This is a genomic window from Kosakonia sacchari SP1, assembly GCF_000300455.3.
GTDB lineage: Bacteria > Pseudomonadota > Gammaproteobacteria > Enterobacterales > Enterobacteriaceae > Kosakonia > Kosakonia sacchari.
In genome coordinates this window covers 3,685,011-3,710,414 of sequence record NZ_CP007215.2, presented here as the reverse complement: position 1 = coordinate 3,710,414, position 25,404 = coordinate 3,685,011, and the positions used below count along the sequence as shown (strand labels likewise).

The 25,404-nt window shown below is 54.2% G+C and carries 27 protein-coding genes, 1 other RNA gene and 1 pseudogene; 14 read left to right on the top strand and 15 right to left on the bottom strand.

Annotated elements, in window-relative coordinates; translation table 11 throughout:
* The first annotated feature begins 63 nt into the window (after window positions 1-63).
* Window positions 64-160, top strand: an RNA gene (gene ffs, locus C813_RS40600) — signal recognition particle sRNA small type.
* A gap of 394 nt (window positions 161-554) precedes the next feature.
* Here ffs and C813_RS40595 read toward each other — a convergent pair.
* Both C813_RS40595 and C813_RS40585 read right to left on the bottom strand, forming a co-directional pair.
* A protein-coding gene (locus C813_RS40595; protein ID WP_202969604.1) for an IS3 family transposase occupies window positions 555-1,690 on the bottom strand; the annotation gives its coding sequence in 2 pieces (ribosomal slippage) (window positions 555-1,444 and window positions 1,444-1,690; 1,137 coding nt in all).
* 115 nt (window positions 1,691-1,805) lie between these two features.
* Window positions 1,806-2,216 (bottom strand): GFA family protein, encoded by a 411-nt coding sequence (locus C813_RS40585; RefSeq protein WP_017459965.1) that lies wholly within the window; start codon window positions 2,214-2,216, stop codon window positions 1,806-1,808.
* A gap of 154 nt (window positions 2,217-2,370) precedes the next feature.
* Here C813_RS40585 and C813_RS40580 point away from each other — a divergent pair, with 154 nt between their 5' ends.
* On the top strand, window positions 2,371-2,964 hold the full coding sequence (locus C813_RS40580; protein WP_017459966.1) for a hypothetical protein: 594 nt from the start codon (window positions 2,371-2,373) through the stop codon (window positions 2,962-2,964).
* Window positions 2,965-2,967: 3 nt separating this feature from the next.
* On the opposite strand, the gene yczR is transcribed toward C813_RS40580, so the two are convergent.
* Window positions 2,968-4,389, bottom strand: a complete 1,422-nt coding sequence (gene yczR, locus C813_RS40575) for a MocR-like transcription factor YczR (RefSeq protein ID WP_017459967.1) — start codon at window positions 4,387-4,389, stop codon at window positions 2,968-2,970.
* 84 nt (window positions 4,390-4,473) lie between these two features.
* Here yczR and yczE point away from each other — a divergent pair, with 84 nt between their 5' ends.
* The 7 genes and pseudogenes from yczE to C813_RS40540 all read left to right on the top strand — a co-directional run bounded on the left by yczE (window position 4,474) and on the right by C813_RS40540 (window position 11,408).
* Window positions 4,474-5,085, top strand: a complete 612-nt coding sequence (yczE, locus tag C813_RS46875; protein WP_017459968.1) for a membrane protein YczE — start codon at window positions 4,474-4,476, stop codon at window positions 5,083-5,085.
* 125 nt (window positions 5,086-5,210) lie between these two features.
* The gene (locus C813_RS40565; RefSeq protein ID WP_017459969.1) at window positions 5,211-5,756 is read left to right on the top strand and encodes a GNAT family N-acetyltransferase; all 546 of its coding nucleotides are present in this window, start codon (window positions 5,211-5,213) and stop codon (window positions 5,754-5,756) included.
* A 234-nt stretch (window positions 5,757-5,990) separates the two neighbouring features.
* A complete protein-coding gene (locus C813_RS40560; protein WP_017459970.1) occupies window positions 5,991-6,242 on the top strand; it encodes a hypothetical protein in 252 nt (83 codons plus the stop codon).
* Complete coding sequence (locus tag C813_RS40555) at window positions 6,239-6,457, top strand: hypothetical protein (RefSeq protein ID WP_017459971.1); 219 nt, start codon at window positions 6,239-6,241, stop codon at window positions 6,455-6,457. The genes C813_RS40560 and C813_RS40555 overlap by 4 nt, the downstream gene beginning before the upstream one ends.
* A 278-nt stretch (window positions 6,458-6,735) precedes the next feature.
* Window positions 6,736-7,815: a LacI family DNA-binding transcriptional regulator gene (locus tag C813_RS40550; protein WP_017459972.1), complete on the top strand. Its 1,080-nt coding sequence runs from the start codon at window positions 6,736-6,738 to the stop codon at window positions 7,813-7,815.
* A gap of 105 nt (window positions 7,816-7,920) precedes the next feature.
* Window positions 7,921-10,995, top strand: coding sequence for a beta-galactosidase (locus tag C813_RS40545; RefSeq protein ID WP_017459973.1), 3,075 nt, complete (start codon window positions 7,921-7,923; stop codon window positions 10,993-10,995).
* Between the two features lie 60 nt (window positions 10,996-11,055).
* Window positions 11,056-11,408 (top strand): annotated as a pseudogene (locus tag C813_RS40540) (DUF1428 domain-containing protein).
* An 8-nt stretch (window positions 11,409-11,416) separates the two neighbouring features.
* Here C813_RS40540 and C813_RS40535 read toward each other — a convergent pair.
* Window positions 11,417-11,962, bottom strand: coding sequence for a flavin reductase family protein (locus tag C813_RS40535; RefSeq protein WP_017459975.1), 546 nt, complete (start codon window positions 11,960-11,962; stop codon window positions 11,417-11,419).
* Window positions 11,963-12,005: 43 nt separating this feature from the next.
* Window positions 12,006-13,565, bottom strand: coding sequence for an EAL domain-containing protein (locus C813_RS40530; protein ID WP_017459976.1), 1,560 nt, complete (start codon window positions 13,563-13,565; stop codon window positions 12,006-12,008).
* 99 nt (window positions 13,566-13,664) lie between these two features.
* Between C813_RS40530 and C813_RS40525 the strand changes: the two genes are divergently transcribed.
* Complete coding sequence (locus C813_RS40525) at window positions 13,665-14,381, top strand: GntR family transcriptional regulator (protein ID WP_017459977.1); 717 nt, start codon at window positions 13,665-13,667, stop codon at window positions 14,379-14,381.
* Between the two features lie 2 nt (window positions 14,382-14,383).
* Here the strand turns inward: C813_RS40525 and C813_RS40520 are convergent, their stop codons facing one another.
* Window positions 14,384-15,583, bottom strand: coding sequence for an enolase C-terminal domain-like protein (locus tag C813_RS40520; protein ID WP_017459978.1), 1,200 nt, complete (start codon window positions 15,581-15,583; stop codon window positions 14,384-14,386).
* 274 nt (window positions 15,584-15,857) lie between these two features.
* Between C813_RS40520 and C813_RS40515 the strand changes: the two genes are divergently transcribed.
* A complete protein-coding gene (locus C813_RS40515; RefSeq protein WP_017459979.1) occupies window positions 15,858-17,228 on the top strand; it encodes a PTS transporter subunit EIIC in 1,371 nt (456 codons plus the stop codon).
* A gap of 2 nt (window positions 17,229-17,230) precedes the next feature.
* Here the strand turns inward: C813_RS40515 and C813_RS40510 are convergent, their stop codons facing one another.
* From C813_RS40510 to C813_RS40495, 4 genes are read right to left on the bottom strand one after another with little or no spacing between them, the layout of a single operon-like run.
* The gene (locus C813_RS40510) at window positions 17,231-17,890 is read right to left on the bottom strand and encodes a methionine ABC transporter permease (RefSeq protein ID WP_167579020.1); all 660 of its coding nucleotides are present in this window, start codon (window positions 17,888-17,890) and stop codon (window positions 17,231-17,233) included.
* Window positions 17,887-18,678 (bottom strand): methionine ABC transporter ATP-binding protein, encoded by a 792-nt coding sequence (locus C813_RS40505; protein WP_017459981.1) that lies wholly within the window; start codon window positions 18,676-18,678, stop codon window positions 17,887-17,889. Before C813_RS40505 ends, C813_RS40510 begins: the two co-directional genes overlap by 4 nt.
* Window positions 18,675-19,481 (bottom strand): MetQ/NlpA family ABC transporter substrate-binding protein, encoded by an 807-nt coding sequence (locus C813_RS40500; RefSeq protein WP_017459982.1) that lies wholly within the window; start codon window positions 19,479-19,481, stop codon window positions 18,675-18,677. Before C813_RS40500 ends, C813_RS40505 begins: the two co-directional genes overlap by 4 nt.
* A 22-nt stretch (window positions 19,482-19,503) precedes the next feature.
* Window positions 19,504-20,532 (bottom strand): isopenicillin N synthase family dioxygenase, encoded by a 1,029-nt coding sequence (locus tag C813_RS40495; protein WP_017459983.1) that lies wholly within the window; start codon window positions 20,530-20,532, stop codon window positions 19,504-19,506.
* A 260-nt stretch (window positions 20,533-20,792) separates the two neighbouring features.
* Between C813_RS40495 and C813_RS40490 the strand changes: the two genes are divergently transcribed.
* Together C813_RS40490 and ykgO are read left to right on the top strand one after the other, a co-directional pair.
* On the top strand, window positions 20,793-21,053 hold the full coding sequence (locus C813_RS40490) for a type B 50S ribosomal protein L31 (protein WP_017459984.1): 261 nt from the start codon (window positions 20,793-20,795) through the stop codon (window positions 21,051-21,053).
* A 3-nt stretch (window positions 21,054-21,056) separates the two neighbouring features.
* Window positions 21,057-21,197, top strand: a complete 141-nt coding sequence (gene ykgO / locus C813_RS40485; RefSeq protein WP_025263710.1) for a type B 50S ribosomal protein L36 — start codon at window positions 21,057-21,059, stop codon at window positions 21,195-21,197.
* Here the strand turns inward: ykgO and C813_RS40480 are convergent.
* Complete coding sequence (locus C813_RS40480; RefSeq protein WP_017459986.1) at window positions 21,194-21,895, bottom strand: GNAT family N-acetyltransferase; 702 nt, start codon at window positions 21,893-21,895, stop codon at window positions 21,194-21,196. The two genes, ykgO and C813_RS40480, sit on opposite strands and share 4 nt — an antisense overlap.
* Before the next feature lie 99 nt (window positions 21,896-21,994).
* Here C813_RS40480 and pdxR point away from each other — a divergent pair, with 99 nt between their 5' ends.
* Complete coding sequence (gene pdxR, locus C813_RS40475; protein ID WP_017459987.1) at window positions 21,995-23,449, top strand: MocR-like pyridoxine biosynthesis transcription factor PdxR; 1,455 nt, start codon at window positions 21,995-21,997, stop codon at window positions 23,447-23,449.
* Here pdxR and C813_RS40470 read toward each other — a convergent pair.
* The 4 genes from C813_RS40470 to tomB all read right to left on the bottom strand — a co-directional run bounded on the left by C813_RS40470 (window position 23,409) and on the right by tomB (window position 25,248).
* Complete coding sequence (locus C813_RS40470; protein WP_017459988.1) at window positions 23,409-23,888, bottom strand: YlaC family protein; 480 nt, start codon at window positions 23,886-23,888, stop codon at window positions 23,409-23,411. The two genes, pdxR and C813_RS40470, sit on opposite strands and share 41 nt — an antisense overlap.
* Before the next feature lie 100 nt (window positions 23,889-23,988).
* On the bottom strand, window positions 23,989-24,555 hold the full coding sequence (gene maa, locus C813_RS40465) for a maltose O-acetyltransferase (protein WP_017459989.1): 567 nt from the start codon (window positions 24,553-24,555) through the stop codon (window positions 23,989-23,991).
* 76 nt (window positions 24,556-24,631) lie between these two features.
* The gene (locus C813_RS40460; RefSeq protein WP_017459990.1) at window positions 24,632-24,850 is read right to left on the bottom strand and encodes an HHA domain-containing protein; all 219 of its coding nucleotides are present in this window, start codon (window positions 24,848-24,850) and stop codon (window positions 24,632-24,634) included.
* Window positions 24,851-24,873: 23 nt separating this feature from the next.
* Complete coding sequence (gene tomB / locus C813_RS40455; protein WP_017459991.1) at window positions 24,874-25,248, bottom strand: Hha toxicity modulator TomB; 375 nt, start codon at window positions 25,246-25,248, stop codon at window positions 24,874-24,876.
* Between the last annotated feature and the right edge of the window lie 156 nt (window positions 25,249-25,404).

The window sequence follows — 25,404 nt, the reverse complement described above, 5'->3', positions numbered from 1 at the left end:
TTGCCATCCCGGATAGGGATAATGCGCCAGCGCGTTGGTTAACAACGCTCTCAATGGGGGCTCTGTTGGTTCTTCCGCAACGCTACTCTGTTCACCAGGTCAGGTCCGGAAGGAAGCAGCCAGGGCAGATGACGTGTGTGCCGGGATGTAGCTGGCAGGGCCCCCACCAATTTGTGCTAAGTGCATGATATCCATCATGTTACCCCTGTTTTTCGTGCATTGAAACGGCGGTGATACAACTTTTGTGTATCACTTAGGACGCTAATCAATGTCGCATCTTATGCTTTCCCGTCACGGGATCTGGTACTACCGTAGGGTCTACCTGACATCTCGGAAACGCCGTGAAATTCGTATTTCTCTTCGCACACGTTCCAGGCGTGAAGCCTTGCTCCGTGTGGAGAAATATCTCGCCTCACAACCTTTCCACTGCGTTCCGCAGTCCATCCCGGCACACACTGCAACCCTGTCTGCTTCCTTCCAACAGCCACAACAGAAGAAGGCATTCAAGAGCCTCAAGAGTGGACTGACCCCACAACAGTAGACATTTCCTGTCCTCACGACGAGGCCTGTTCAAAGGCCTCCGGACTGACGCCGCCGAGATGGCTGTGGCGCCGGGCCCGGTTGTAGAACACTTCAATGTAATCGAAGATATCGGCCCGGGCCAGATCCCGGGTTTTATAGATGCGCTTTCTGATCCGTTCTTTTTTCAGCGAACTGAAGAACGACTCCGCTACCGCATTATCCCAGCAGTTGCCACGCCGGCTCATGCTCGGGGCCAGGTTATTGGCCCGGCAGAAGCGCTGCCAGTCGTCGCTGCCGTACTGGCTGCCCTGATCGCTGTGTACGATAACCTCGCCGTCCGGTTTTCGTCGCCACACGGCCATCATGAGCGCATCCAGCGCCAGTTCGCGTGAGAGAGTGGGTTTCATCGACCAGCCCACCACGTTACGGGCGAAGAGATCGATAACCACCGCCAGATATAACCAGCCCTGCCAGGTGCGGATATAGGTAATGTCGGTTACCCAGACCTGATTGGCCCGGACAACGGTAAACTGCCGCTGCACACGATTAGGCGCAACCACTGAAGGTCTGCCGGCGATACGACGCGGAGCTTTATAGCCGCGCACGGCTTTAATCCGGTTCAGTTGCATAATACGGCCCACCCGATTTTTACCGCAGATTTCCCCGATTTCGTTCAGGTCGCCATGAACCCGGCGGTAACCGTATACGCCTCCGCTCAGTGAATAGGAGTCACGGATAAGCGTCAGCAGACGCTGGTTATCTTTATCCCGCGCGGAGACCGGGTTATGCAGCCACGCATAAAACCCGGCCCGGGCAACGCACAACACCCGACACATCGTCATGACACCCCATACAGTGCGGTGCTCATTGATAAAGCGGTACTTCAGTCGGGCTCCCTTGCAAAGTACCGCGCGGCCTTTTTCAGTATGTCCCGTTCTTCCTCAGTGCGCTTCAGTTGGGCCCTGAGCTTCAGGATCTCGCTTTTCGCTTCCAGTAAATCACGGGCATGCTGCTCGCTGTTATCGGGTTTAATAGCCCGTAACCACTTATAGAGACTGTGTGCTGAAACGCCCAGCCGGTCAGAAACTTCGGCGACGGAATAACCGCGTTCCGTTATCTGACGGACGGCTTCTTCCTTAAATTCAGGTGTAAATCGTGGTGTGCCCATACGCTCCTCCTATGCTCAAACTATAGGGCAGGATCGTCTACCGGGGCGGGGTCAGTCCAGTTCGAAAAACCTTAGCTGGCAGGGCCCCCACCCAATTCTGCTTCCTTTGTTTTTCTCACTCGCGTGAATAACGCAAATACCCCGCAATGCTATCTTTTCCGCCATCCGAAGGGTGATGAACACCTTCTGAAACCGGAATTTGCTCAAAATCGAAGGGCGAGACTCCTTCAATGCATGCCACATTCACGCCGTATTGATCCGGGTTAGATCGCCGCTGGTGAAACGTATAGATACCGCAAACCGAGCAAAAATAGTGCACGGCGGTGCCGGTGTTAAAGCGATACTCGGTCAATTTATCTTTGCCTTTAACAACCTCAATGCCCGAGAGCGGGGCCGACACGGCAACTGCGCCGCGCATTCGGCAAAAAGAGCAATTACAGCGTCGCACGGTGTTAAAACCGTCCGAAAGCTGCACAGAAAACGCCACCGTACCGCAGTGACACTGCGCCATTAATTTTTCCGCCATCGCTTTCCTCACAGAGCAAATCAAACGGGTCTTTCAACCTTAGCCTTTTTTACCTTTTTTGGTGGGGGAAAACGCGTGGGTTCACTGGTGATGTTTTTATGCAGAAACGGTACGCTGTAGCCGCAAAAATAATTCTGATAAAAGGGCAGGGAGTATGCGCAACATCGTATTGGCAGTGACGTTATCGGTATCGACAGCACCTTTTGCCGCCACATTGCAGTCGGGAGTTTATGAAGAGTTGCAACTGGCGGTGTCACCCTCCGGGCAGGTCACGGGCTACTACTCTGAAACGATGGGGGTTGGCGTGACGCGAAATTGCGCGTTTGCGCTGGCGGGTAACGTGTCTCCGAACGGGGAAGCGGAAATATCCAGCTGGTCTTCTGATGTGCTGCCGGGACATCTTTCTGCCACGGCGGACGGCGTGACATTGAAGATTGCGAACGGGCAAAACCATGACGGCTGCATGAATGTGATGGTGCCGCAAATCAACGAGGGGATTGCACTGAGTAAAACCCAGTCTACACAGTGGGTTTCTCTTGCCGAAGTGGTTGATGAGCGGGTTTATCTCAGCAACACACCGGATGTCAGCACGCGTCGCAAAGCGTGGATTGTCAAAGATGATGTTGTCGGTGTGCTGAAAACCGGGAAAGGCTGGACACAGATCCAGTTTATTAGCGAGTCAGGAAAAAGCACCACTGGCTGGGTTAACAGCCAGTCGATAAAACCGCTGACGCCGCCTGCGGCCTGAGTTTTACACCACGCTACGCTTAAATGGCGCTTCCGTTTCGCGAAGCGCCAGCCACAAAGGTTTGAGTCGCAGCAGTGCATTTTCCAGCTCACGGGAATCCAGCGCGAAAGGGATGCGCAAATAGCGCTCAAACGCCCCCGTCAGCCCAAAGCGCGGGCCAGCGCCGAGATGGATACCAATCGTTTCTGCGCGTGCGGCAAACTGCGTTGCCAGCATATCGGGCAGCTCTATCCAGAAAGAGAGGCCGCCTTCCGGCAGCGAAAAACGCCAGTCGGGGAAATGTTCCCGCAGCAACGCCGCACAGCGATCGCGTCGTGCTTTGAGCATGTCACGACGCGCGGGCAGGAAGCTTTCGCCATTTTCCATCAGCCATAGCGTCGCCAGCTGTTCCAGTAGCGGTGAGCCGAGTTCCAGCGTATCGCGCGTCTGCACCAGCGTGGCAATGGTTCGCGATGAGGCGCGGATCCACCCTAAACGCAGCCCACCCCAGAACGTTTTACCCGCCGAACCGAGCGTAATGACCGTGCTGCTACTATCAAACGCTGCCATTGGCGGTGGCGGCGGAGACGCGTACCACAAATCAACCATCGTTTCGTCGACCACCAGGGTGGTGCGCGCTTGCGCGGCAACGCTGACGATGGCCTGCCGCGTGGCGATATCCATACAGCGGCCGGTTGGGTTGTGATAATCAGGCATTAAGTACGCCAGCCGTGGCGCGGTCTGCGCCAGCGTCGCTGCGAAACCGTCGGTGTCCCAGCCCGATTGCGGCAAGGACACGCCAACCGGCCTGCACGACGCGCCCTGGATGGCGGCAATCGCCAGCGGATAGGTCGGATGATCGACCACCACGCGATCGCCTGGGCCGGTCAGCATACGCAGAACCAGCGCCAGCCCGCTGAGCGCGCCATTGACCACCATCACTTCATCAGCATGCGTGGGCAAGCCGCGGACGGTGTATCGTGCGGCAATCGCTTCGCGCAGCGCCTGCACACCTAATTGCCCGTAACCGGTGCGGGAAAGATAGGGCGGAATGGCCGCCAGCGCGTGAGTATAAGCCTGGTGGATTTCCGGGCCAGCGCTGAGCGCGGCAGTGGAGAGATCGAGCGCTGTGCCCGCCGTGCTAAGCGTTGGGATCGCCCGGCTATCGGGCAGGATCACACGCGAGCCACTGCCGTGGCGGCTCTCCAGATAACCTTCATCACGCAGGTGCGCCAGTGCGCTGGCAACCGTTGTGCGGCTGATCTCAAGCATTGAGGCCAGTTCACGCTCTCCGGGAAGGCGTGTCTCGATTGCCAGTCTGCCATCAAGGATCAGCAGGCGCAGCGCGTCGGCAAGTTGTCGCCATAAAGGCGTACGGGAAGCGGGTTGTTGCCAGTGTCCCAACAGACGGTGTAAAGAGTGGCTACCCAGGCGGCGTGATGACATATACAGTCCACTATTTTAAAACTGGACATTAATAATAAGTCCATTTCCGGTAAAAATGAAAGCCTGAACAACCGGAGAAAAATAATGCTGCGTCGATTAATTCAACTTTATATAGGCCTGGTTCTGTACGGCGTTTCTACCGCCATGTTTGTGCGCGCGGATCTGGGCGCGGATCCGTGGAACGTTTTTCACCTGGGCGTGATGAAACTGTTATCGCTGGATATTGGTACGGTGATGATCGTGACCGGTGCGCTGGTGCTGCTGTTGTGGATCCCGCTGCGCCAGCGGCCGGGATTGGGAACGATCAGCAATGTGATTGTGTTAGGCCTTGCCGCCGATGCCGCGCTGTCGTTGATGCCGGTGCTGGATTCGCTGGTGGCTCGGGGCACTTTGCTGGTTTGCGCCGTGGTGGTGAATGCCATCGCGACCGGAATGTACATTGGCGCGGGGTTTGGTGCCGGGCCGCGCGATGGGTTAATGACCGGTATTCATGCGCGCACCGGCTGGTCGGTGCGAACTATCCGCACGGCGATTGAAGTTTCTGTGCTGTTCATCGGCTGGCTGCTGGGGGGAACCGTTGGCGTGGGTACGGTGGTTTACGCGCTGGCGATTGGCCCGTTGATTCAGCTTTGCCTGCCGTGGTTTCGTCAGAAACCGACGCTAAAGCCTGAGCCACAAAGCGAGCCCGCGCTATAACTGTGTATTAAGTGCATCGCGCTTCATCCCCTCAATTTTGGTGTGAAACGGGCGGTTTACTTTATAAAACGGGTAGGGGATTCTGGTGCAACAACATCCGTTGGCGTTGCAAAGGAGTATGGTCAATGACAACACCCGAGCTCGAAACCGCAAGACTTCTTCTCAAGCCGCTGGCATCGGAAGATGCCACGCAAATACAGCGTATTTTTCCGCGCTGGGAAATTGTGCGTTACCTGATTGCCAGTGTGCCCTGGCCCTACCCGGACGGTGCCGCGCAGCATTATGTCGATAATGTTGCGCTGGCGGCAAACCGTGCAGGGGAAGGCTGGTTTTGGACGCTGCGTCGCAAATCAGAACCGGCGGAGTTGATGGGTGTTATTTGCTTAATGAATACGCCAGACAATAACCGCGGTTTCTGGCTGGCACCGGAGTGGCAAGGGCAGGGCTATATGACGGAAGCTTGCCATGCCGTGAATGATTACTGGTTCAATGTGCTCGATCGCGATGTGCTGCGCGCACCGAAAGCCGTGGCGAATGCGCGTTCGAAAAAGATTTCTGAACGTAGCGGAATGCGGCTGGTTCGTTGCGAGAAAGGGCAATACGTCTCCGGAGAACTGGACACAGAGCTTTGGGAGATAACGCGCGACGAATGGAATAATCTTTATCGCTGAAACCTGTCAGCCGCAGGAGGCTGGCAGGATATTTAAATTTCATTGTCGATATATTTATTTATGCAGGTTTATTTGTCATTTTACTGAAATATTAATTTAATCTTTTTGTCATAATTCTTAGGCAGATTAATCTGGGGTTTTTTTAAGTTGTTATAATTCTGAAATATATTTCTGGATCAGTTCCATAAGTTCGTGTATTAATTAGCATGTTTATTCACACAAGAAGGGATAATCATGGCCAGTGCTGTATTAAACGTCAAAATTGATGAAGCGCTAAAAGAGAAACTTCGTCATTACGCAGAAGTAAATAGTGAAAATCTCGGTACCGCGACAGAAAAGCTATTGCTGCTGGCTTTTCAGGCTGCAGAAGAGGCGGGAGTATCGGAAGACGACATTGATAACCAGCATACCGAAGAAGAGAGTTCTACTCCGTTAACTCCTAAAGAAATTAAAGCGTTACGTAAACTTCTGAAGAAGAAAAAATGAGCCAACAACTGCTATCAACCGCCAGCAACTATGGCGAGGCCTGTGAGATGCTACGCTCAGGTTTTGTCAAACAAGTTCGTCTGGACTGGAATATCGGAAGTGATGAGTTTTTTCGCATCGCATCAGACTGGTGTGACGCCGGAGCGAAAATTAAAAAAGAAGGGCACAGCTTTATTATTTCGATAAAAGGCTTTCCAATTCCACGCCAGCAGTAATGTATTTGTCATGAAACTGTCATTTTAATTGCATTAAAAAATGTGATGGTGGTTTCATAATAAAAATACGTAACCATCTCAAATGCACATTACGGATGATGTTTCCGACGAGCCTTTTGTGGCTCGTCGCTATTTCTTTTCCCGCAAATTATTCTTCGATTGTATTTAGATTGTATTTAGATTGTATTTAGTCCCGTCTGGTTTTTTCTCCGAAGCGCTCACAGGCGCTGACCTGCAAACCGGGTATACTGGAAAACTGTTTGCAGCCGGGAAGCGCTATGAAAACCATCACTCTTTATGATGTCGCCAGCCATGCGGGCGTCTCTTACCAGACCGTTTCGCGCGTGATTAACGATGCGGCGCATGTCTCTACAAGAACGCGTGAGAAAGTACTCGCTGCGATGGCGGAGCTGCATTACATCCCCAATCGCGGCGCTCAGCAACTGGCGGGTAAACGTACAAAAACGCTCGGTTTGTTGACAACCGATCTGGCGTTGCATGCGCCATCGCAAATTGCGTCGGCGGTAAAGTCCCGCGCCGGGCAGGCTGCTGCCAGTGTGATCATCTCCATGCTGGAGCAGCACGATGCAGCCAGTTGCTCGGCTGCCTTACAGGAACTGCTGGCGCAGCGCGTTGAAGGCGTGTTGATCAACGTGCCGCTTGATGATGCGCTGGCGCAACAACTCGCGGCGCAGGCGGCTCCCACGCCCGTGTTGTTTCTGGATGTTGGCGAGACGGCGGCGGTGAACAGCCTGGTATTTGATGCCATGCAAGGTGCGCGGCTTGGCGTAGAACATCTGCTGGCACAGGGGCACCGTCAGATTGCGTTACTCGGCGGGCCGCAGACCTCGGTTTCCGCGCGTACCCGTTTTGCCGGTTGGCTGACGGCACTTCAGCAGGCGGGTCTAACGCCTTGTGCCAGCGCGCACGGTGACTGGAGCGCGGCTTCCGGTTATGAAAAAGCGCACAGTTTGCTCGCGGGCCGTCAGTTACCCGACGCGGTGCTGGTGGCAAACGATCAGATGGCGCTTGGCGTTATCCGCGCCTGCGTCGAGAAAGGAATTGATGTACCGGCGCAGATCTCTGTGGTGGGTTATGACGATACCGCCGACAGCGCCTGGTTTTCCCCGCCGCTCACCACCATTCGCCAGACGTTTAAAGAGGCCGGGGAGCGAAGCGTCGACTGGCTACTCAGCCCGTCAGCCCGGAGCGATGTCACAGGTCAAACGCGGTTGCCGGTGATGCTCATCGAGCGACACTCCACCGCGCCAGCCCGGCAACAGAAACTGAGTGGTGAAACCCTTGCCAGGCGCTTAAACGAACTGGCGCAGCAGGTCGCGATGCTGGGTCGCCGTTAACACTTTTGTGATCGCCTTCGCTTTGATCCTGCTTCCCGCTTTACCGGTGGTGAAAAATGCGTCATTGTTCCTTTAATTGTGAGCGCTTCGCAAAATGAGGTTTTTATGTCCGCTTCCGCGTTAAATTCGATTCTCTCCCGCCGCGACTGGGAAAACCCGGTTCTCACACAGTGGCACCGTTTACCCGCGCATGCACCGATGCGCAGCTGGCGCGATGAAGTCTCTGCGCGCGACAATTCGCCATCGCCCGCACGTCGTTTACTCAATGGTTACTGGCAATTCAGCTTTTTCGCTGCGCCAGACGCGGTATCTGCAGGTTGGATCGACAAAGATTGCTCTGATGCGGTGGCAATGCCAGTCCCTTCAAACTGGCAAATGCAGGGTTTCGATACGCCGATTTATACCAATGTCACTTACCCGATTCCGGTGAATCCCCCGTTTGTACCGCAACAAAATCCGACAGGTTGTTACTCGCTCACATTTGAAATGAGTGAATCAGAACTGGCGCACGGGCAAACCCGTATTGTTTTTGATGGGGTGAACTCGGCTTTTTATCTGTGGTGTAACGGGCAATGGATCGGCTACTCACAGGACAGCCGCCTGCCTGCGGAGTTTGATTTGAGCCAGGCGCTCAAGGCCGGAGAGAACCGGCTGGCGGTGATGGTATTGCGCTGGTGCGATGGCAGCTACCTGGAAGATCAGGATATGTGGCGGATGAGCGGCATTTTTCGCGATGTCTCTTTGCAACATAAACCGGCCACGCGGATTGCTGATTTTCACCACGTTACGCAGCTAAATGCGCAACTGACTCACGGGCAGTTACAGGTTAACGCCCGGCTTGAAGGTGAAGTTACCGATTGCCGCGTTGCTTTCGCGTTATGGCGAGGGGAAGAAAAAATCGCCGAAACGCAGCAAACACCGGGCAGCGTAGTGGTTGATGAACGCGGATGCTGGGCGGAGCGTCTGAGCGTCACGTTGCCGGTGGCTTCCCCGTTGTTGTGGAGCGCCGAAACGCCGCATCTTTATCGCCTGACGCTAACCCTGCTCGACGCGCAGGGAAATGTACTGGAGGTGGAAGCCTGTAATGTCGGGTTCCGCCAGGTTGAAATCAGCAACGGCTTGCTGAAACTCAACGGTAAACCGCTGCTGATCCGTGGCGTTAACCGCCACGAGCACCACCCGGAAAACGGGCAGGCGATAGATGAAGCCACCATGCGACGCGATATTGAGCTCATGAAACAGCATAACTTTAATGCGGTGCGCTGCTCTCACTATCCCAACCACCCGCTGTGGTATCAGCTGTGCGATGAGTACGGTTTATATGTGGTGGATGAGGCCAATATCGAAACCCACGGAATGGTGCCGATGAGCCGTCTCGCTGATGATCCGCTCTGGCTTCCGGCAATGAGCGAACGCGTGACCCGCATGGTGCAACGCGATCGTAATCATCCGTCGATCATCATCTGGTCGCTGGGAAATGAGTCGGGGCATGGCGCGAACCACGATGCGCTCTATCGCTGGCTGAAAACCACCGATCCGACGCGCCCGGTGCAGTATGAAGGTGGCGGGGCGAATACCGCCGCGACCGATATTATCTGCCCAATGTATGCGCGTGTTGACCAGGATCAGCCATTCCCGGCGGTGCCAAAGTGGTCAATCAAAAAGTGGATCGGTTTGCCGGATGAAACCCGCCCGCTGATTTTATGTGAATACGCCCACGCGATGGGCAACAGCTTTGGCGGCTTTGCCAAATACTGGCAGGCCTTTCGCGCCGCACCGCGCTTGCAGGGCGGCTTTGTCTGGGATTGGGTCGACCAGGCGCTAACGAAAAAGGACGAGAACGGACAACCGTTCTGGGCGTATGGCGGCGATTTTGGCGATACGCCAAATGACCGGCAGTTCTGTATGAACGGGCTGGTTTTCCCGGACCGAACACCGCATCCGGCGCTGTATGAAGCGCAGCGCGCCCAGCAATTTTTCCAGTTCAGCCTGCTGAGTACGCAGCCGCTGGTTATTGAGGTGGAGAGCGAATACTTGTTCCGCGCCAGCGATAACGAGTACCTGCGCTGGCGCGTGGAGCGAGATGGCGAAGTACTGGCGCAGGGAGAAACCGTACTCGATATCGCACCGCAAGGAAAACAGAAAATTGCGCTCACGCTTCCTGAACTGCATGCTGCACCCGGTGAAGTGTGGCTGAATGTCGAGGTTTACCAGCGGGCAGCGACACGCTGGTCGGCGGCGGAACACCTCTGCGCGTGGGATCAGTGGCGTTTGCCCGCGCCGTTGTATATCGCGCCGCGCGAGGTCAAAGGTGCGCGACCGAGACTGCAGATGAACGCACAGGATTACACTATCAGCGCGGGTCATCAGCGCTGGCAGTTCTGTCGGCAAAACGGCAACCTGGTGCAGTGGTGGCGCGATGAGCAACCAACGCTTTCCACACCGCTCACGGACTGTTTTGCCCGTGCACCGCTGGATAACGATATCGGCATCAGTGAAGTGACGCGTATTGACCCCAACGCCTGGGTGGAGCGCTGGAAAGCGGCTGGCATGTATAACCTGCACGCGCAGTTGCTCTATTGCGAGGCGGAAGAGGGGGCGGCTGAAGTCGTTATTTATACGGGCCATTGCTGGGTGGGCGCGGGGAAAACGGCTTTTATCAGCCACAAGCGCTGGCGCATTGATAGCCACGGTGTATTGCACGGTGACGTGGAGGTACAGGTGGCAACCGATATTCCGCCACCGGCGCGTGTCGGCCTGGTTTGTCAGCTCGCAGAACACCATGCACAGGCAAGCTGGCTAGGCTTAGGGCCGTATGAAAACTACCCCGACCGTAAACTGGCAGCACGCCAGGGATTGTGGACATTGCCGCTTGCCGCGCTGCATACGCCCTATATTTTTCCCGGCGAGAATGGCCTGCGTTGCGATACGCGCATGTTGCGCTATGGCGCGCATCGCCTGGACGGCAATTTCCACTTTTCGCTGGGGCGCTACAGCGATGAGCAACTGCGCGAAACCACGCATCATCATCTGCTGCGAGAAGAGGACGGTTGCTGGTTGCATGTCGATGCGTTTCATATGGGTGTTGGCGGCGATGACTCCTGGAGCCCAAGTGTGTCGGCGGAGTTTATTCTCAACACGGACAAGGTGCGTTACGCCTTTTGCTGGCGGCAAGACTAAACTTATCGGGCCTGATGCGGCGGGGCTGTCCTGCCGCACTGCCACTTCGGAGGTCAACTCATGAAGTATGTTGATGGTTTTGTGGTTGCCGTACCGGCGGATAAAAAAGAGGCCTACCGCCAGTTAGCGGCGAAGTCTGTCGCGCTGTTTAAAGAGTTTGGCGCCACGCGAATTGTCGAATGCTGGGCGGACGATGTTCCCGACGGCAATTTCACCGACTTTCGCATGGCAGTGAAAGCGGAAGACAACGAAGAGGTGGTATTCAGCTGGATTGAATACCCGTCAAAAGAGATACGCGACGCCGCGAATCAGAAAATCATGGCGGACCCGCGAATGCGCGAGTTGGGGAACGAGATGCCCTTTGACGGCAAGCGCATGATTTACGGGGCTTCGTTCCCATTCTTGACGAATAATTAGCCGCTCAGGACACTTTGGTAAACAGCGCCTTGCGTTCCAGCACGTCGCCATCGGTACGAAATACCCCCCCGCCGACATAATGCAGGGTTTGTGGCCACTCCGGCTGGGGGTTAACCCGCGCGGCAACCACTTCAAAAATAAAGAAGTTATAGTTATCCACCATTGTGTCATCGTAGAGCCGACACTCGAACTGCCCGAAGCACTCTTTTATCGACGGCGCGCTAACCTTGTCACTTTTTTCTGCCGTCAGGCCAAATTCTGCGAACTTATCGACCTCATCGCCGGTGCAGTTACCGATGCGTGAAACGGTATCGATCATGCTGGCTTCCGGCAGGTTAATCACACATTCACCGCTCTGGCGAATGCGCGCAAAACTGGCGTTTCCCGCTGAGATCATGCAGCCCACCAGCGACGACGAAAACTCCAGAATCGTGTGCCAGCCCAGCGTCATAATATTGCTTTGCCCTTGCCAGTGGCTGCTGAGCAGTACCACCGGGCCAGGCTCCAGCCAGTGCCGGACATCATGCAGCGGCCAGGATTGCTTTTTCATCATGCTTCCTCCGCGTGTTAAACCACTTTTAACAGTAGCAAAACTAGGCGGCGCGCAGGTTGTTTTCCGCCCACTCAATAAACGCGTCAGGCGGCAGCGCTTTGCTGTAGAGCCAGCCCTGGCCGTACTCCACGCCATACTTCTTTAGCCACTGAAGCTGGCCTTCGGTTTCAATGCCTTCCGCCACCATCGCCAGCCTGAGCGCTTTGGCCATATCGATAATGTGCGGCGTCACGGCTTTGTACTCCAGCGCATCGACAAACGATTTATCGATTTTGATGATGTCGACATCCAGATTTTGCAGGTAGCTCAGGCTGCAATAGCCGGTGCCAAAGTCATCAATATAAATTGCGTGTCCGGCGGAGCGCAGCGCGTTGATTGCCGGGCCACTCACCGCCGGATCGGCGAAACCGCGTTCGGTGAGTTCAAGGGCGATTTGTGATGGTGAGAGCTGCCAGTGGGCGATCAAACGCGCCAGCAGATCCGGCAGGGTGGGATCAAGCAGATCAGCAGGCTCAAGGTTAATCGAAATATGCTGATCCGGGTGTTGGTGCAGCCAGGATCCGAGGGTGGAAAACACGGTTTCGATCACCAGTTTTGTCAGCTGTGGCATCAGGCCGCTGTGCACCGCCAGGGGAATAAAAATATCTGGTGCAAGGTAACTGCCATCTTTCTGCCGCCAGCGTGCCAGCGCCTCAGCGCCGACTATCTTGCCGTTATCAAGCTCAACAATGGGTTGAAAAAACACAGTAATTTCGCGTCTGTGAATAGCGTCCTGCAACTGCGCGCGCGGTGAATGCAAACGGCGCAGCAGCCTTAACATGACAAAAGCGAGCAGCAGGCTTACCAGCAAACCGAGTGGCAACCAAACCATCAATAATCGGTGCCAGTTTTTTTCCAGCGGCGCAATCGCCATCCAGGTGACAATTGCCAGCCCCATGTCCTCATCCCGTTGGATCCGGTAGACCTCGCCATTGGTCATGATGCGCGTTGGTCCCTGCTGGTTTATTTGTGCCAGCCTGGCCGCAGTCAGCCGGGGGCTTCCGGCAATGCGCTGGTGCGTTTTGGTATTGATAAGCGCGATATAAACGGGGGAAGTGCCATGCGGCAAAATATCAATAAACGACGTCGGATCGACCATCACCACATAATGCGCGCTGCCGATCGCGACCATATATTTCGCCAGACCCAAATCGTTATGGCGAGTCAGCCAGGCGCGAAAACCATCGGAGGTGATTTTTCCAGGCTCGGGGAAAGGTGGAATGTGGCTATCGGCTTGCAGTGATGAGCAGAGCGGTTGCAGCCCATCGATATACAGCACTTCACGCACATAGCGCCACGAATAAGAAATACGCCGCATCGCCAACAAATGTTCTGGTGTACAGGACGCGCCATCGTAGGCATCCAGCTCACGAAGCGCGGCTTTACTCTGGTTGATGACGCGTTGGCTACGCATTTCTGCCAGAGTGGAGTACATGTCCAGATCATTCATAAAGTTTTCTTCAGCCTGGCGGTGACTCATCCAGATACTCAGGCTCACCGGCAGGAAAATGGCGAGCACCAGAGCAACTGTCGCAAGACTCATCAGTCGTCGGTTGGTCATGATCAAAAATCCTTCTTTGATACTGATAAACGAGGAGTATCTTTTAGCCGCTGATGTTATAACACGCGGCAGCGATTGTTTTCTTTCAGGAAAGAAAGGATGAAGAAAAAAGAGTTTGTGACCCAGGATTTGCTAAGCAAAATTTATCAAATCAGTGCGCCTGGCCCGCGCAAACTCCCACCTGAACGCCAATTGGCTCAGGAGTATGGCGTTTCACGCTTTACCATCCGACAGGCGCTGGAAAAACTCGCGAGTATTGGTGTGGTGAATATTGTGCAGGGTTCCGGCATCTGGATTAACGAGCAGGCGCGCAACAATCCGCTGGTTTACAACTCCATTACCGAAAAGCGTTTTGATCAGATTCGTTTCCGCATGATTAGCCTGCATAAAAAGCGCCCGGATCGCGATGAACAGCAAATCTTTGGCCTGAACGAGGAGAGCTTTATCTGGCAGTTTTGCCGCTTGCGGTTTGTCGACGAACAAGCGGTACAGATTGAGATTTCCCGCATGCCGGTGGAAGGGTTTGCCGATCTCAACCAGCAGGTCATTGAACGCTCGATCCAGCAGTATGTGCTGGGCAAAGGCTACCGGATTTCACATCTGCTGACCACCTACCGGGCGGTGAGCGTGAGTCGCGAACAGGCGGCGCTGTTGGGATGTAAAAAGGGCAGCCCGGCAATGCACATCAGTAATCGCGGCATCCTGGAAGGCGGACAGGTGTATGAGATCAGCGACATTATTGATATCAACTACACCTGCACGTATGTCATCCCGCATAACCGCGAAAATCTCACCTTCCGCCAGGGCGGCGGCTGACGTTACGGCGTGTGGATGGCGCCGTCGGCAAGGCGGCTTTGCGTCCACTCATGTGGGCGATAGATACCAGGGCGAGCCAGCGCTTGCTGTTCGTCAAAACTCACACCAATGCCCGGTTTTTCCGGCGCGTAAACGAACCCATCTTTAACTTCCGGCGCGCCAGGAAAAACCGCGTCTGTGCTGGCGGAACGGGGGATATACTCCTGGATCGCCGCATTATGCAGATGAATATTCAAATGCGTGTTCACCGCCACACCAATGGGCGTCATATCTCCAGGCCCGTGCCAGGCCAGTCGTACGCCAAATGCCTGGCACAGAATCGCCAGTTTTAATGCCGGTGTGATGCCGCCAATTTGTGAAATGTGGCAGCGGATAAAATCGATGCGGCGATTCACAATCAACTCGTGCCACTCCGCCGGGTTGTTAAACAGCTCACCCATCGCCAGCGGTGCGCTGCTGTGCTGGCGCACTTGATCTAGCCAGGCGCTTTGCGCTGGCGGCAGAATATCTTCAATAAAATAAGGCTGATACGGCTCAAGTTGCTTCGCCAGTTGCACCGCCTGCTGCGGGAATAAGCGCTCGTGAACATCGTGCAGGATCTGCAGGCGATAACCGTATTTTTCCCGCAACGCTTTAAACATCGCCACGGTGTTGGCCATGTACTCCTGCTGATCAAAATAGGCGCCGGTTGTGGGATTTTCCGGCGTATGCAGTTGCGCAGGCGTACCGCCGTAAAAACCGAGCTGGCAGCGAATATGCCGGTAGCCCTGAGCTGCCAGTTTATCGACCGCAGTAAATAACTCTTCCAGCGTTTCGCCACTGGCATGGCTGTAAGCGGCAATGGCATCACGTGATTTCCCGCCGAGCAATTGATACAGCGGCATGCCCGCCAACTGACCTTTGATATCCCACAGCGCCATATCAACGCCGGAGATGGCGTTATTCATGATGGGGCCGTTACGCCAGTAGGCGTTGACGTTCATCATTTGCCAGAGATCTTCAATATGGTTGGCATCGCGGCCAATCAACAAGGGTTTCAGATATTCATCGACCAGCGTTTTTACCGCCAGCGGACGTTGCTGAAAGGTGGCGCAACCGTGCCCTGTGATGCCTTTATCGGTTGTCACCCGCACTACCACCAGGTTGTGGCGGTCGGGTCGGGTAATAAAACATTCGATATTCTGGATAAGCGTGGGCGTCACGGGAGCTCCTTTACAACGTGAGATAAGCGAGTGAGGGCTATTATCTTCGCCCTAATTTTGGCGAAAGGTAAACTGTTTTGTTGAATAAATTTTTTGGTCAGTTATTACTTTCGTTTTTAATTAAAAACCGAACCAATTTAAGGTTTGATGTGTTTTCGTTGCTTGTTAATTGCTAATTGTGACGCAATTCATATTTTATTGGTTTGTTTTAATATTTGGCTTTCTCTACCATTTGTGGCAATGATTAAAACGACAACATCCGGCAGGAGTTTTTATGGGGACGCAAGAAGCCATCGGCAATATTATTCGCCTGGTGGGCGGACGGGATAATATCAACAACGTCTGGCACTGTATGACACGCTTACGTTTTGACCTGATCGACGACGATAAAGTGGATCAGAACGAAATCAAAAAACTGCCGGGCGTGCTGGGGGCGCAACTGCAAAGCGACCAGTTCCAGATTGTGATTGGCCCAAAAGTGAATAGCTGGTACGAACAACTGCTGGCTATGCTGGGCAAAACGTCAGAACAAACCGCAGGGCAGGGGAAAGCGCGCAAAAGCCTGGTGTCGATGTTTATGGATACGGTATCCGGCGTGTTTGGGCCGATTGTGCCCGCCATTGCTGGCGCGGGGATGATCAAAGGGCTGCTGGCCGGGTTGATTGCGCTAAAAGTGGTGTCGGCGAAAAGCGATACGGTGATGGTTATCGATCTTATCGCCAGCGGCGTTTTCTATTTTCTGCCGTTTTTCCTCGCGGTTTCGGCGGCAAAAATATTCAAGACCAATGAATACCTCGCGGCGGCGGTTGCCGCTTGCCTGATGTATCCGTCGCTAATTGAGGCGGCAAAAGCGTTAGCGGCACATAAGGATGGTGCGATAAGCGCGTTCTGGCTGTTTAACGCACTGCCGGTGTCGGTATTTAACTACTCGGCCAGCGTCATCCCGGTTATCTTCTCGATCCTCGCGCTGAGTTACATTCATCGCTGGGTCGATAGCATCATGCCCGATGTGTTGAAAACCGTTTTTACCCCAACGTTGACGCTGTTTCTCGGCGCGCTGGCGGCGCTAGTGGTGATTGGCCCGATTGGCATTTACCTGGGCAAAGCGCTGGCGTGGTTTATTGAAGGGCTGTTTGGCGTGTCGGCGAGTTTTGCCGGGCTGATTGTCGGCGCGATTCGGCCGGTAGCGATCCTCACCGGGATGCACCATGCAATGACGCCGATTGCCTTACAGAACTTTAGCGAGCGCGGTTACGACATGCTGATGCCGATGATGTTTATGGCAAACATGGCGATTGCCGGGGCCACGTTTGCTATCTGGCGGCTGAGTAAAAACCGCCAGGATAAAACCGTTACGCTGTCGGCGGCCATCTCCGCGCTGCTGGGGATAACAGAACCGGCGCTGTTTGGCGTACTGACGCGCTACAAAAAAGCCTTTATTGCTGCCACCGTCGCAAGCTCGCTGGCCTCTGCGTTCATCGCTTTCTTCGGCGTACGGCTGTATGGCTATATTTTGTCGAGCATTTTCAGCCTGCCGGCCTATATTGGCCCGTACTTTGTCTTTGCGGTTTCAGGTGTGATCATCGCGCTTGTCCTGTCGTTTGTGCTGACCACCTTGCTGGTGGGTAAAGAGGCGCAAGAGTAATCTTATCGTCGGTGCGCCAGGCGGCGCACCAGCCTGTCGCCCGCCATTTGTACCCCCTGAACTAGCGCCACCAGAATCACTACCGTGCCGACCATCACCTGATCGTTAAACCGCTGATAGCCGTAACGAATCGCCAAATCGCCAAGACCGCCGCCGCCAATTACGCCAGCCATCGACGAGAAACCAATCAGCATAACGATAGTAAGCGTGATACTCGCCAGCAGTGTGGGTAACGCCTCCGGCAGCAGCGCTTTGGCAATCACATGCCACAGATTACCACCCATCGAGAGAATGGCCTCAATACGCCCGTAATCCACTTCATCGAGCGCGTTTTCCGTTAACCGTGCGAAGAAGGGAAACGCGCCGATGGTGACCGGCACCACGGCAGCCGTGCTGCCAAGCGTGGTGCCAATCAGCGCGCGGGTAAAGGGAATGAGCGCAATCAGCAGCACAATAAAAGGTAGTGAGCGGCCAACGTTAATCACCGCACCCAGCAAGGCATTTAGTTTTGGCATTGGCGCCAGCCCGTTCCCGCGGGAGACAAATAACAGCACGCCGACGGGCAAACCGATCAGTACGGTGAAAAAGGCCGCCAGCCCAACCATATAAATCGTCTCCAGCGTGCCGTTAAGTAGCAGCGGCCAGAGATCGTCCCAGCTCATGCGACCACGCATAATGGCCTCCCGTTGAAACCATGACGGGCCAAAAACGCCTGTTCGGCTTTTGGATCGTGCAATAGCGCCTGGCGCAGTTTTGACCACGGTGCGACCAGCAAATCGGCGATTTTTCCGCTCTCGATTAACTCGCCGTTTTCCAGCAGCGCGGCGTGATCGCACAGGGTTTTCACTACTTCCAGCTCGTGAGTGATTAGCACAATGGTGAGTTTCAGTTTTTGGTTGATATCTGCCAGTAGCTCAAGCACGGATGCGGTGGTTTGTGGATCTAACGCACTGGTGGCTTCATCGCACAGCAGCACGTCTGGCCTTGTTGCCAGCGCACGGGCGATACCGACGCGCTGTTTTTGCCCGCCGGAAAGCTGCGAGGGAAAGGCATCGGCTTTTTCACTTAAGCTGACCAGCCAGAGCAGCTCTTCAACCCGCGCCTGGCGCTGCGCTTTTGCGACGCCAGCGATGTCGAGCGGCACGGCGATGTTGTCGGCCACCGTGCGCGCATGCAGTAAATTGAAGTGCTGGAAAATCATGCCGGTGCGCAGGCGATGCTCGCGCAATGCCGCTTTGTCTAACTGCGTGATGTCGTTGCCGTTGACAATAATGCGGCCCGCTGTGGGCCGCTCCAGCAAGTTAAGGCAGCGAATTAGCGTGCTTTTGCCCGCGCCACTGCGCCCAAGGATGCCGTAAATCGCCCCCTTTGGTACGCTCAGCGAGACCTCTTTCAACGCCGGTCGGCCTGTACCGGCATAGGTTTTACTCAGCCCTTCAATCTCTATCATGACTGCGGCGCGACCGGGATCACCGAGCCGTTATATTGCTTACGGATAAACTCCGCCACCTGCGGCGAAGTGAGATCTTTCGCCAGCTCTTTGATGCGCGGATCGTTAGCCAACTGCGGATTGGTAACCAGAATATTGGCATACGGGTTGTGGCTCGCGCTCTCCAGGCCGAGCGCATCTTTCGCCGGGGTTAACCCGGCTTCCAGCGCGTAGTTACCGTTAATGACTGCCAGATCGACATCATCCAGCGAGCGTGGGATCTGCGGTGATTCGATCTCGAGGATCTTCAGATGTTTTGGGTTGTCGGCAATATCTTTCGGTGTTGCCTGCGTAGTTGCCGGGTCGGTGAACTTACTGTTGAGCTTTATTAGCCCCTGAGCTTGTAGCAGGAACAGCGCGCGGCTCAGGTTAGTCGCGTTGTTCGGAACGGCTACGGTGGCGTTGTTGGGCAGCGATTTGAAATCTTTATATTTGTGCGAGTAAATACCCAGAGGTTCGATATGGACCGTCGCGGCGACGGCAAAGGTTTTACCCAGTGCTTTTTCCTGATCCTTCAGGTAAGGAACATGCTGGAAATAGTTCGCATCGACGTCGCCGTTCGCCAGCAGTTCGTTGGCGTTAGCACCACTGGTTAGCTCGACAACTTGCAGATCCAGTTTTGGGTCGATCTTTTTGATGTAGTTAAGGATTTCTGCGTGTGGCACCGGGTCGGCAGCAACGCGCAGGGCGGCAGCCTGGGCGGAAGACCAGGCCAGTGAAAGAGACAGTGCAACCCCTGCCAGAGCGAATGCGGCATGTTTCATGATGTGTGTTCCTGTGTTGTTATTAGACGATCAGTTGTTCTGTGCGTTCGCGCAGCACATCGCGGTAATAGCGTTCCGCCACATCCGGGTGGGAGCGCAGACGCCCTTTCAGGTAGTTCCATCCTACGTCGCGCAGTAGCGGATTTTGTGGGTCGCTCTCTGGCCCGCGCGCTTCCTGTGCCAGCTCAGGTGGCAGTGTGTAAAGCGGGACGACGGCATCCAGTTGCGCGCCGAGGAAAAAGGCGATAGAGAGGCGCTGCTGACCGGCCGGGGGCGATACCACGCGGTGCACGGTGGCGCGCAGATAACCGTTTGTCACCAGCTCCAGCAACTCGCCAATATTGACCACAAAGCTGCCAGAGAGCGGTAACGCATCTACCCAGCGACCAGGTTCGACTTCGACCTGCAATCCTTTTTGCTCGTCCTGCAGCAGGAAACTGAGGAAACCCGAATCTTTATGCGCACCGACACCCTGTGAGCTTTGCGTGTTTTGCTGGCCGGGATAGCGGATCAGTTTGATGTGTTCGTTGGGCTTGCTGCCGTAGAGCGCATCAAAGGCGTTGGCTGGCAGGTGCAGCGCTTCGGCAAAGGCACGCAGCAAGGTGATTGCCATGTTGGTCATTGCCTGTTGCCAGTTAAGCAGGGCGGGTTTTAGCGTCGGTTGCGCCGTCGGCCACAAGTTTGGGCCTTGTAACCGCCGCCAGCGCGGATCATTTTCACTGAGCTGCAAGGCTGGGCGCTCCGCGCCAATATCAAACTGTTCGCGCCAGTCAGGCAGCCCGCGGGTGATTTCTGATGCTGCGCGGTTGTAGCCCCGAAAATGCGGGGAGTGGATCATCGCCACTTGCTGTTTTTGCTCATCAGAAAGCGCGAAAAATTGCCGGGCTTCGTGCTGGACAGCCTGCTGCAGCGCGTCATCCACGCCGTGGTTAATAAGGTAAAAGAAGCCGATATCGCGCGCGGCATGGCGCAGGTCGGCAAGAAAAGTGTCGCGCTCAGCGCGTTGCGTATAGCGGGCGAGATCGAGAATAGGCAGGGTTGTCGCGGTCATTGTGATCTCCGGGGACGTTAAAAAGATGTCGGTTTTGGCTCAGGGGTCGGGGGCAACAACAGCGCATTTTCTTTTCCTCACATTTGGGTGTCGTCACAGCTTGCCTGACGACAAACACTTCAACCAATAACGTTATTTTCTAATTTATGACCGGGCAGGATCATGTGCTTTTGCAAAAAACGCATAACGCGGAACGCTTGAAATGGGCAAATTAGTTCGATAGACTTTTGTTATGTTATAACAAAACAAAGGAGTGAAGAATGAGACCTGATATCCACCCCCATTACCGTACCGTTGTGTTTCACGACACCAGCGCCAATGAGTATTTCAAAGTGGGTTCGACCATTAAAACGGACCGCGAAATTGAACTGGAAGGCGTGACGTATCCGTACGTCACGATTGACGTCTCTTCCGCTTCGCACCCGTATTACACCGGTAAACAGAAAGTGATTGCTAACGAAGGCAGCGCGGCGCGTTTCCAGCAGCGTTATGGCCGCTTTTTTGCCGATAAGAAGGAGTAAATGATGCAGGTGCTGAATTCACTACGTAGCGCGAAGCAACGCCACCCTGACTGCCAAATCGTTAAGCGCAAGGGGCGTTTGTATGTGATTTGCAAATCTAACCCGCGCTTCAAAGCCGTGCAGGGTAAAAAGAAAAGACGCTAAGCGCGAAGCGATGCCAGGGAATAACGCTGCTTGCCGTCAGCACTAAAATTATCGGCGGCAAGCCAGCGTTGCAGCGCGCTATCCACGGCTTGCCATTCACTATCAATAATTGAAAACCAGTCTGTGTCGCGGTTATGGCCTTTACTCACTAATGCCTGACGAAAGCGGCCTTCAAACTGAAAACCTAAGCGTAGCGCGGCCTGGCGTGAAGGTTCGTTCAGGCTGTTGCATTTCCACTCATAGCGGCGATAGCCAAGTGTGTCGAAAACATAGCGCATCAGTAACCATTGGGCTTCTGTCGATGCCGGGGTACGGCTTAGCAGGGGCGAAAAATGCACGCTGCCCACTTCCACCACGCCGTTTTTTTCATCAATGCGCATCAACGATAAGCTGCCAACCGGCAAACCGGTTGGCTTATCGATGACGGCAAAATGAAGCTGATCGCGAAGGTCGCATACGCTGGCGACCCACGCGCCAAACGCGGCTTCATCCTGTTCGGGTTCGCGTAACAACCATGTCCAGCTACGGTTGTCGCCCGCACGTTGATGCGCCTGAAACAGCGCGGCGGCGTGGCCTGGCTGCAAGGGTTCGAGACGACAATAATCGCCTTCCAGCACTACGCGCTCGGGGAAAGGTCGTGGTTGCCAGTCCGGCAGCGCTGCGCCAATCGGCTGTTGATATATGTTGAATGCGTTCATTGTGGCTCCTTTTGATGTGCTGCCAGCGTAGCGTGGTGCTGGTTCCCTAAAAAGATCCATACCGTTATAGTCTTATGGGGCCACGATTGAGAGCGGGAAATGAACATTCCGGACGATGAGTTATATGCACTACTGCGCCAGCCGCTGGCGGCGCGCGAGGGAGCGACACGGCAGCGGACGCTTTATCTGACGCTGCGTGATGCGATACTTAACGGCAGGTTAAAATCGGGCAGCCTGTTGCCGGGTTCGCGTGTGTTGGCGCAAGCGTTGGTGCTTTCGCGTAATACCGTTAACACGGCGCTTGAGCAACTGGCGGTGGAAGGCTATGTATTGCGTGACCGGCAAGGAACGCGTGTCGCCACACTGGCAAATGTTGAACGTTCACCGCAGACGCCACCACCGGTCAGGCTGGCGCGCGGCGTACAACAGCTGCCCGGCGGTGTTCAGCGCTATTCACCCGCGCTGGCATTTACTCCTGGCATTCCCGCCGCCAACTATTTTCCGCTGGCTGTCTGGCGGCGTCTTACGGAGCGAGTATGGCGCGACGAGGGCAACGCGCTACTGAATTATGGCGCGTCAGCCGGTGAACTGCGCCTGCGCGCGGCAATTGCGCGCCATCTGGCAATTTCCCGCGGTATTCATTGCGACGCCGAACATATTGTGATCACTGAAGGTGCGCAGGAAGCACTGATGCTGTGTGTACGTTTGTTGTGCGATGCCGGTGATGAAGCGTGGGTGGAAGAGCCTGGCTATGGTGGAGCAAAAACCGCGTTTTTATCGGCGGGGTTAAATGTCACGGGAATCGGCGTCGATAATGAAGGAATGAGACTGGATATTACGGCAACTACGCCGCGCATTATTTATACTTCGCCATCGCATCAATATCCCTTAGGCCAGGTGATGAGTGCCACCCGAAGGCTGGCGCTGCTGGATTATGCCAGTCGCACGGGAAGCTGGATTATCGAGGATGATTATGACAGCGAGTTCCGCTATCCCGGCGAGCCTATTCCAGCAATGCTCGGCATGGTGGCTCATCCGCCGGTGGTCTATATCGGGACATTCAGCAAGACGCTGTTTCCCTCGCTGCGTATTGGCTTTATGGTCATGCCGCCTGCCCTGGCGCAGGCGGCCGCGCCGGTTATTGGCAGTTTATTGCGCGGCGGCCACCGGGCGGAGCAACTGACGCTGGCGCGTTTTATCGAAGAGGGACATTACACGCGCCATCTGGCGGCGATGCGGCGTCTCTATCGCAAGCGGCAGGCACATTTGCTCGAGGCGTTACACCGTGAAATGCGGGTTGAATATCATATTTATGGCGGCGGCGGTGGGTTGCATTTAGCGTTATCAATTCCGGGAATTGACGATCAGGCCCTTGTTCGCGAAGCGCACAAACTCCAGCTTGCGCCGCATGCATTAAGCCGTTTCTGGCTTAAGCAAAACGCGGCATCAAGTGGGCTAGTTCTGGGTTACGGTAATACCTCCGCCGCGCGGTTTCCGGCGGCGGTGAGTGCGCTTAACCGGCTGATTGTGCGCCAGCAGGGCGGGTTAGGGTGAAGACATCGTAAAAAGAGAGTTCGCCTTTACGCTCAACCATTTTCCGTAGCTGCGCTTTGTGTTCGTCGTCCACATTCGGCGAGCGAAGAATGGACTCAATCAAACCATCAGGCACAAAACGGGTGTTGTACCACTCGCCGTTATAACAGACGCGAAAATCGAGAACATCGATATCGTCGTAGTTGTAGCGCGGGTAAACATCGAAAAAGAAAAAGCCGTTTAGCACGACGAACAGGACAACCAACAACCATACCGAACCGGAGAGGGTTTCGGATTGCAGCATCACGGCGAGCGTAGCCAGCCAGGCCAGATACATACCGATAAACAAGCCGGGGTGATTGCGAATAAAACTGATGCTGAAGCGCGGCCGGTTATCTCGTTTCTCGCGCTGATTTATCTCTTCAATCGTTTCGGTGAGCAGCCGCTGTATCTCTGTCATCTTACGCCTTTGTTGATACTGTTTTGCAGGTGGACAGTCTATTTTAAGTTGCCACCATGTATGAAAAAAGTAACAGTTTCACCACAAAAAACGATAACAGTTACAGCGCGCTGGGGGGCAATGTCTTGATGATTTGCGCCGGGTTACCGCCGACGACCACATTAGGTGGGACATCTTTAACCACAACCGCACCGGAAGCAATGACGGCGTTATCCCCGATAGTGACGCCAGGATTAATCACCGCTCGCCCGCCAATCCAGACATTATGACCAATGGTGACGGGTTTACCATATTCAATGCCGCTTATGCGTTCCGCGGCATCAACCGGATGCGTTGCCGTGTAGATATGTACGCCAGGCGCCAGCATGCAATTGTCGCCGATATGAATAGGGCAGACATCGAGCATCACGCAATCAAAATTAGCGTAAAACGACTTACCGAGGAAAATATTGTACCCATAGTCACAGCGGAAACTGGGTTCGATATAAGCCTCTTCACTTTGACCAAGAAGATCTTGGAGGATGGCTTTGCGCTCAGCTTTTTCCTCCGGGCCTGAATGGTTATAGCGATGAAGCAACTGCCGTGCGCGCAGGCGGTCGGCACGCAAGGTTTCATCAGACGGGCGGTAGGGCAGGCCGGCTGTCATTTTTTGTTTTTCATCATTCATTGGGAGCGGATACACCTGTCACCAAGGTTGAACGCCGTGTTGCGGTAGAAAAATCTTCTATAAACATTCAGGAGAATTAGCGTACAAACTTCCACACGGAGGAGGGGATTTTGTCATAAAGCTTATTCATGGTCAGTTCTGCCAGACGATGATCCGCTGCTGAATAAAACACCGCGAGTTCCTCGTCGGGAAGTTCGTATTTATTTTTTTCAATTACACGTTCAAGAGTATCAATTGTCTGACAGCGTCTTAAACGCATCAAATAATCAATTTTTGTTAATGGTTTTTCGGACATACCTTCACCTTAGTGTTGAAAAATTAACAAGAGTGGCTAACAGGATTAGCCTTGCTTACATTGACGAAACTGCGGAACAATTTGTTACCTGTTTTACGCCATTTCTGTAAGTCGTGTGTATTTATGCCATAGCTACTGAACAACATAAACGTATCGTCGAGGTATTCGTCTATCAGTTCAATCAGCTTATTATCTTCATTGTACTTAATTTTATAATTAAGTGCGAAAGTGGCTATGTGTTCTATCAGCTCGTTTAACTGCAAATTGATTGCTGATGTAGGATCGTTAACCCACCCATGATGGCTCTCTTCAAGGTTAACAAGGCAATCATGGTACAACGTTTCGCAGAGAAATTTGAGCTGCGCGATATCATGCCTTTTCGGCGAGTATTCGTCCATAACGCATCCCCTTCTGAGTGGTAATTTTTTTACTAACCAAACGCTGTTTCAGGATGGGAAACTTCTGCTCTGACCAGAGACACAGGCTGCTTTATGATGTTGATATAACTATAAGCTAGTCTGAATAGGATTTCATGGTGCCATCATGAAAAATTA

Coding starts and splice junctions, on each gene's coding strand:
- C813_RS40515 (WP_017459979.1), top strand. CDS start 15,858: ATGGGGACGCAAGAAGCCATCGGCAATATTATTCGCCTGGTGGGCGGA.
- C813_RS40510 (WP_167579020.1), bottom strand. CDS start 17,890: ATGAGCTGGGACGATCTCTGGCCGCTGCTACTTAACGGCACGCTGGAG.
- yczR (WP_017459967.1), bottom strand. CDS start 4,389: ATGTCATCACGCCGCCTGGGTAGCCACTCTTTACACCGTCTGTTGGGA.
- pdxR (WP_017459987.1), top strand. CDS start 21,995: ATGAACATTCCGGACGATGAGTTATATGCACTACTGCGCCAGCCGCTG.
- C813_RS40480 (WP_017459986.1), bottom strand. CDS start 21,895: ATGAACGCATTCAACATATATCAACAGCCGATTGGCGCAGCGCTGCCG.
- maa (WP_017459989.1), bottom strand. CDS start 24,555: ATGAATGATGAAAAACAAAAAATGACAGCCGGCCTGCCCTACCGCCCG.
- yczE (WP_017459968.1), top strand. CDS start 4,474: ATGCTGCGTCGATTAATTCAACTTTATATAGGCCTGGTTCTGTACGGC.
- C813_RS40580 (WP_017459966.1), top strand. CDS start 2,371: ATGCGCAACATCGTATTGGCAGTGACGTTATCGGTATCGACAGCACCT.
- C813_RS40565 (WP_017459969.1), top strand. CDS start 5,211: ATGACAACACCCGAGCTCGAAACCGCAAGACTTCTTCTCAAGCCGCTG.
- C813_RS40545 (WP_017459973.1), top strand. CDS start 7,921: ATGTCCGCTTCCGCGTTAAATTCGATTCTCTCCCGCCGCGACTGGGAA.
- C813_RS40530 (WP_017459976.1), bottom strand. CDS start 13,565: ATGACCAACCGACGACTGATGAGTCTTGCGACAGTTGCTCTGGTGCTC.
- C813_RS40460 (WP_017459990.1), bottom strand. CDS start 24,850: ATGTCCGAAAAACCATTAACAAAAATTGATTATTTGATGCGTTTAAGA.
- C813_RS40500 (WP_017459982.1), bottom strand. CDS start 19,481: ATGAAACATGCCGCATTCGCTCTGGCAGGGGTTGCACTGTCTCTTTCA.
- C813_RS40505 (WP_017459981.1), bottom strand. CDS start 18,678: ATGATAGAGATTGAAGGGCTGAGTAAAACCTATGCCGGTACAGGCCGA.
- C813_RS40555 (WP_017459971.1), top strand. CDS start 6,239: ATGAGCCAACAACTGCTATCAACCGCCAGCAACTATGGCGAGGCCTGT.
- C813_RS40495 (WP_017459983.1), bottom strand. CDS start 20,532: ATGACCGCGACAACCCTGCCTATTCTCGATCTCGCCCGCTATACGCAA.
- C813_RS40525 (WP_017459977.1), top strand. CDS start 13,665: ATGAAGAAAAAAGAGTTTGTGACCCAGGATTTGCTAAGCAAAATTTAT.
- C813_RS40490 (WP_017459984.1), top strand. CDS start 20,793: ATGAGACCTGATATCCACCCCCATTACCGTACCGTTGTGTTTCACGAC.
- C813_RS40535 (WP_017459975.1), bottom strand. CDS start 11,962: ATGAAAAAGCAATCCTGGCCGCTGCATGATGTCCGGCACTGGCTGGAG.
- C813_RS40550 (WP_017459972.1), top strand. CDS start 6,736: ATGAAAACCATCACTCTTTATGATGTCGCCAGCCATGCGGGCGTCTCT.
- ykgO (WP_025263710.1), top strand. CDS start 21,057: ATGCAGGTGCTGAATTCACTACGTAGCGCGAAGCAACGCCACCCTGAC.
- C813_RS40585 (WP_017459965.1), bottom strand. CDS start 2,216: ATGGCGGAAAAATTAATGGCGCAGTGTCACTGCGGTACGGTGGCGTTT.
- tomB (WP_017459991.1), bottom strand. CDS start 25,248: ATGGACGAATACTCGCCGAAAAGGCATGATATCGCGCAGCTCAAATTT.
- C813_RS40560 (WP_017459970.1), top strand. CDS start 5,991: ATGGCCAGTGCTGTATTAAACGTCAAAATTGATGAAGCGCTAAAAGAG.
- C813_RS40470 (WP_017459988.1), bottom strand. CDS start 23,888: ATGACAGAGATACAGCGGCTGCTCACCGAAACGATTGAAGAGATAAAT.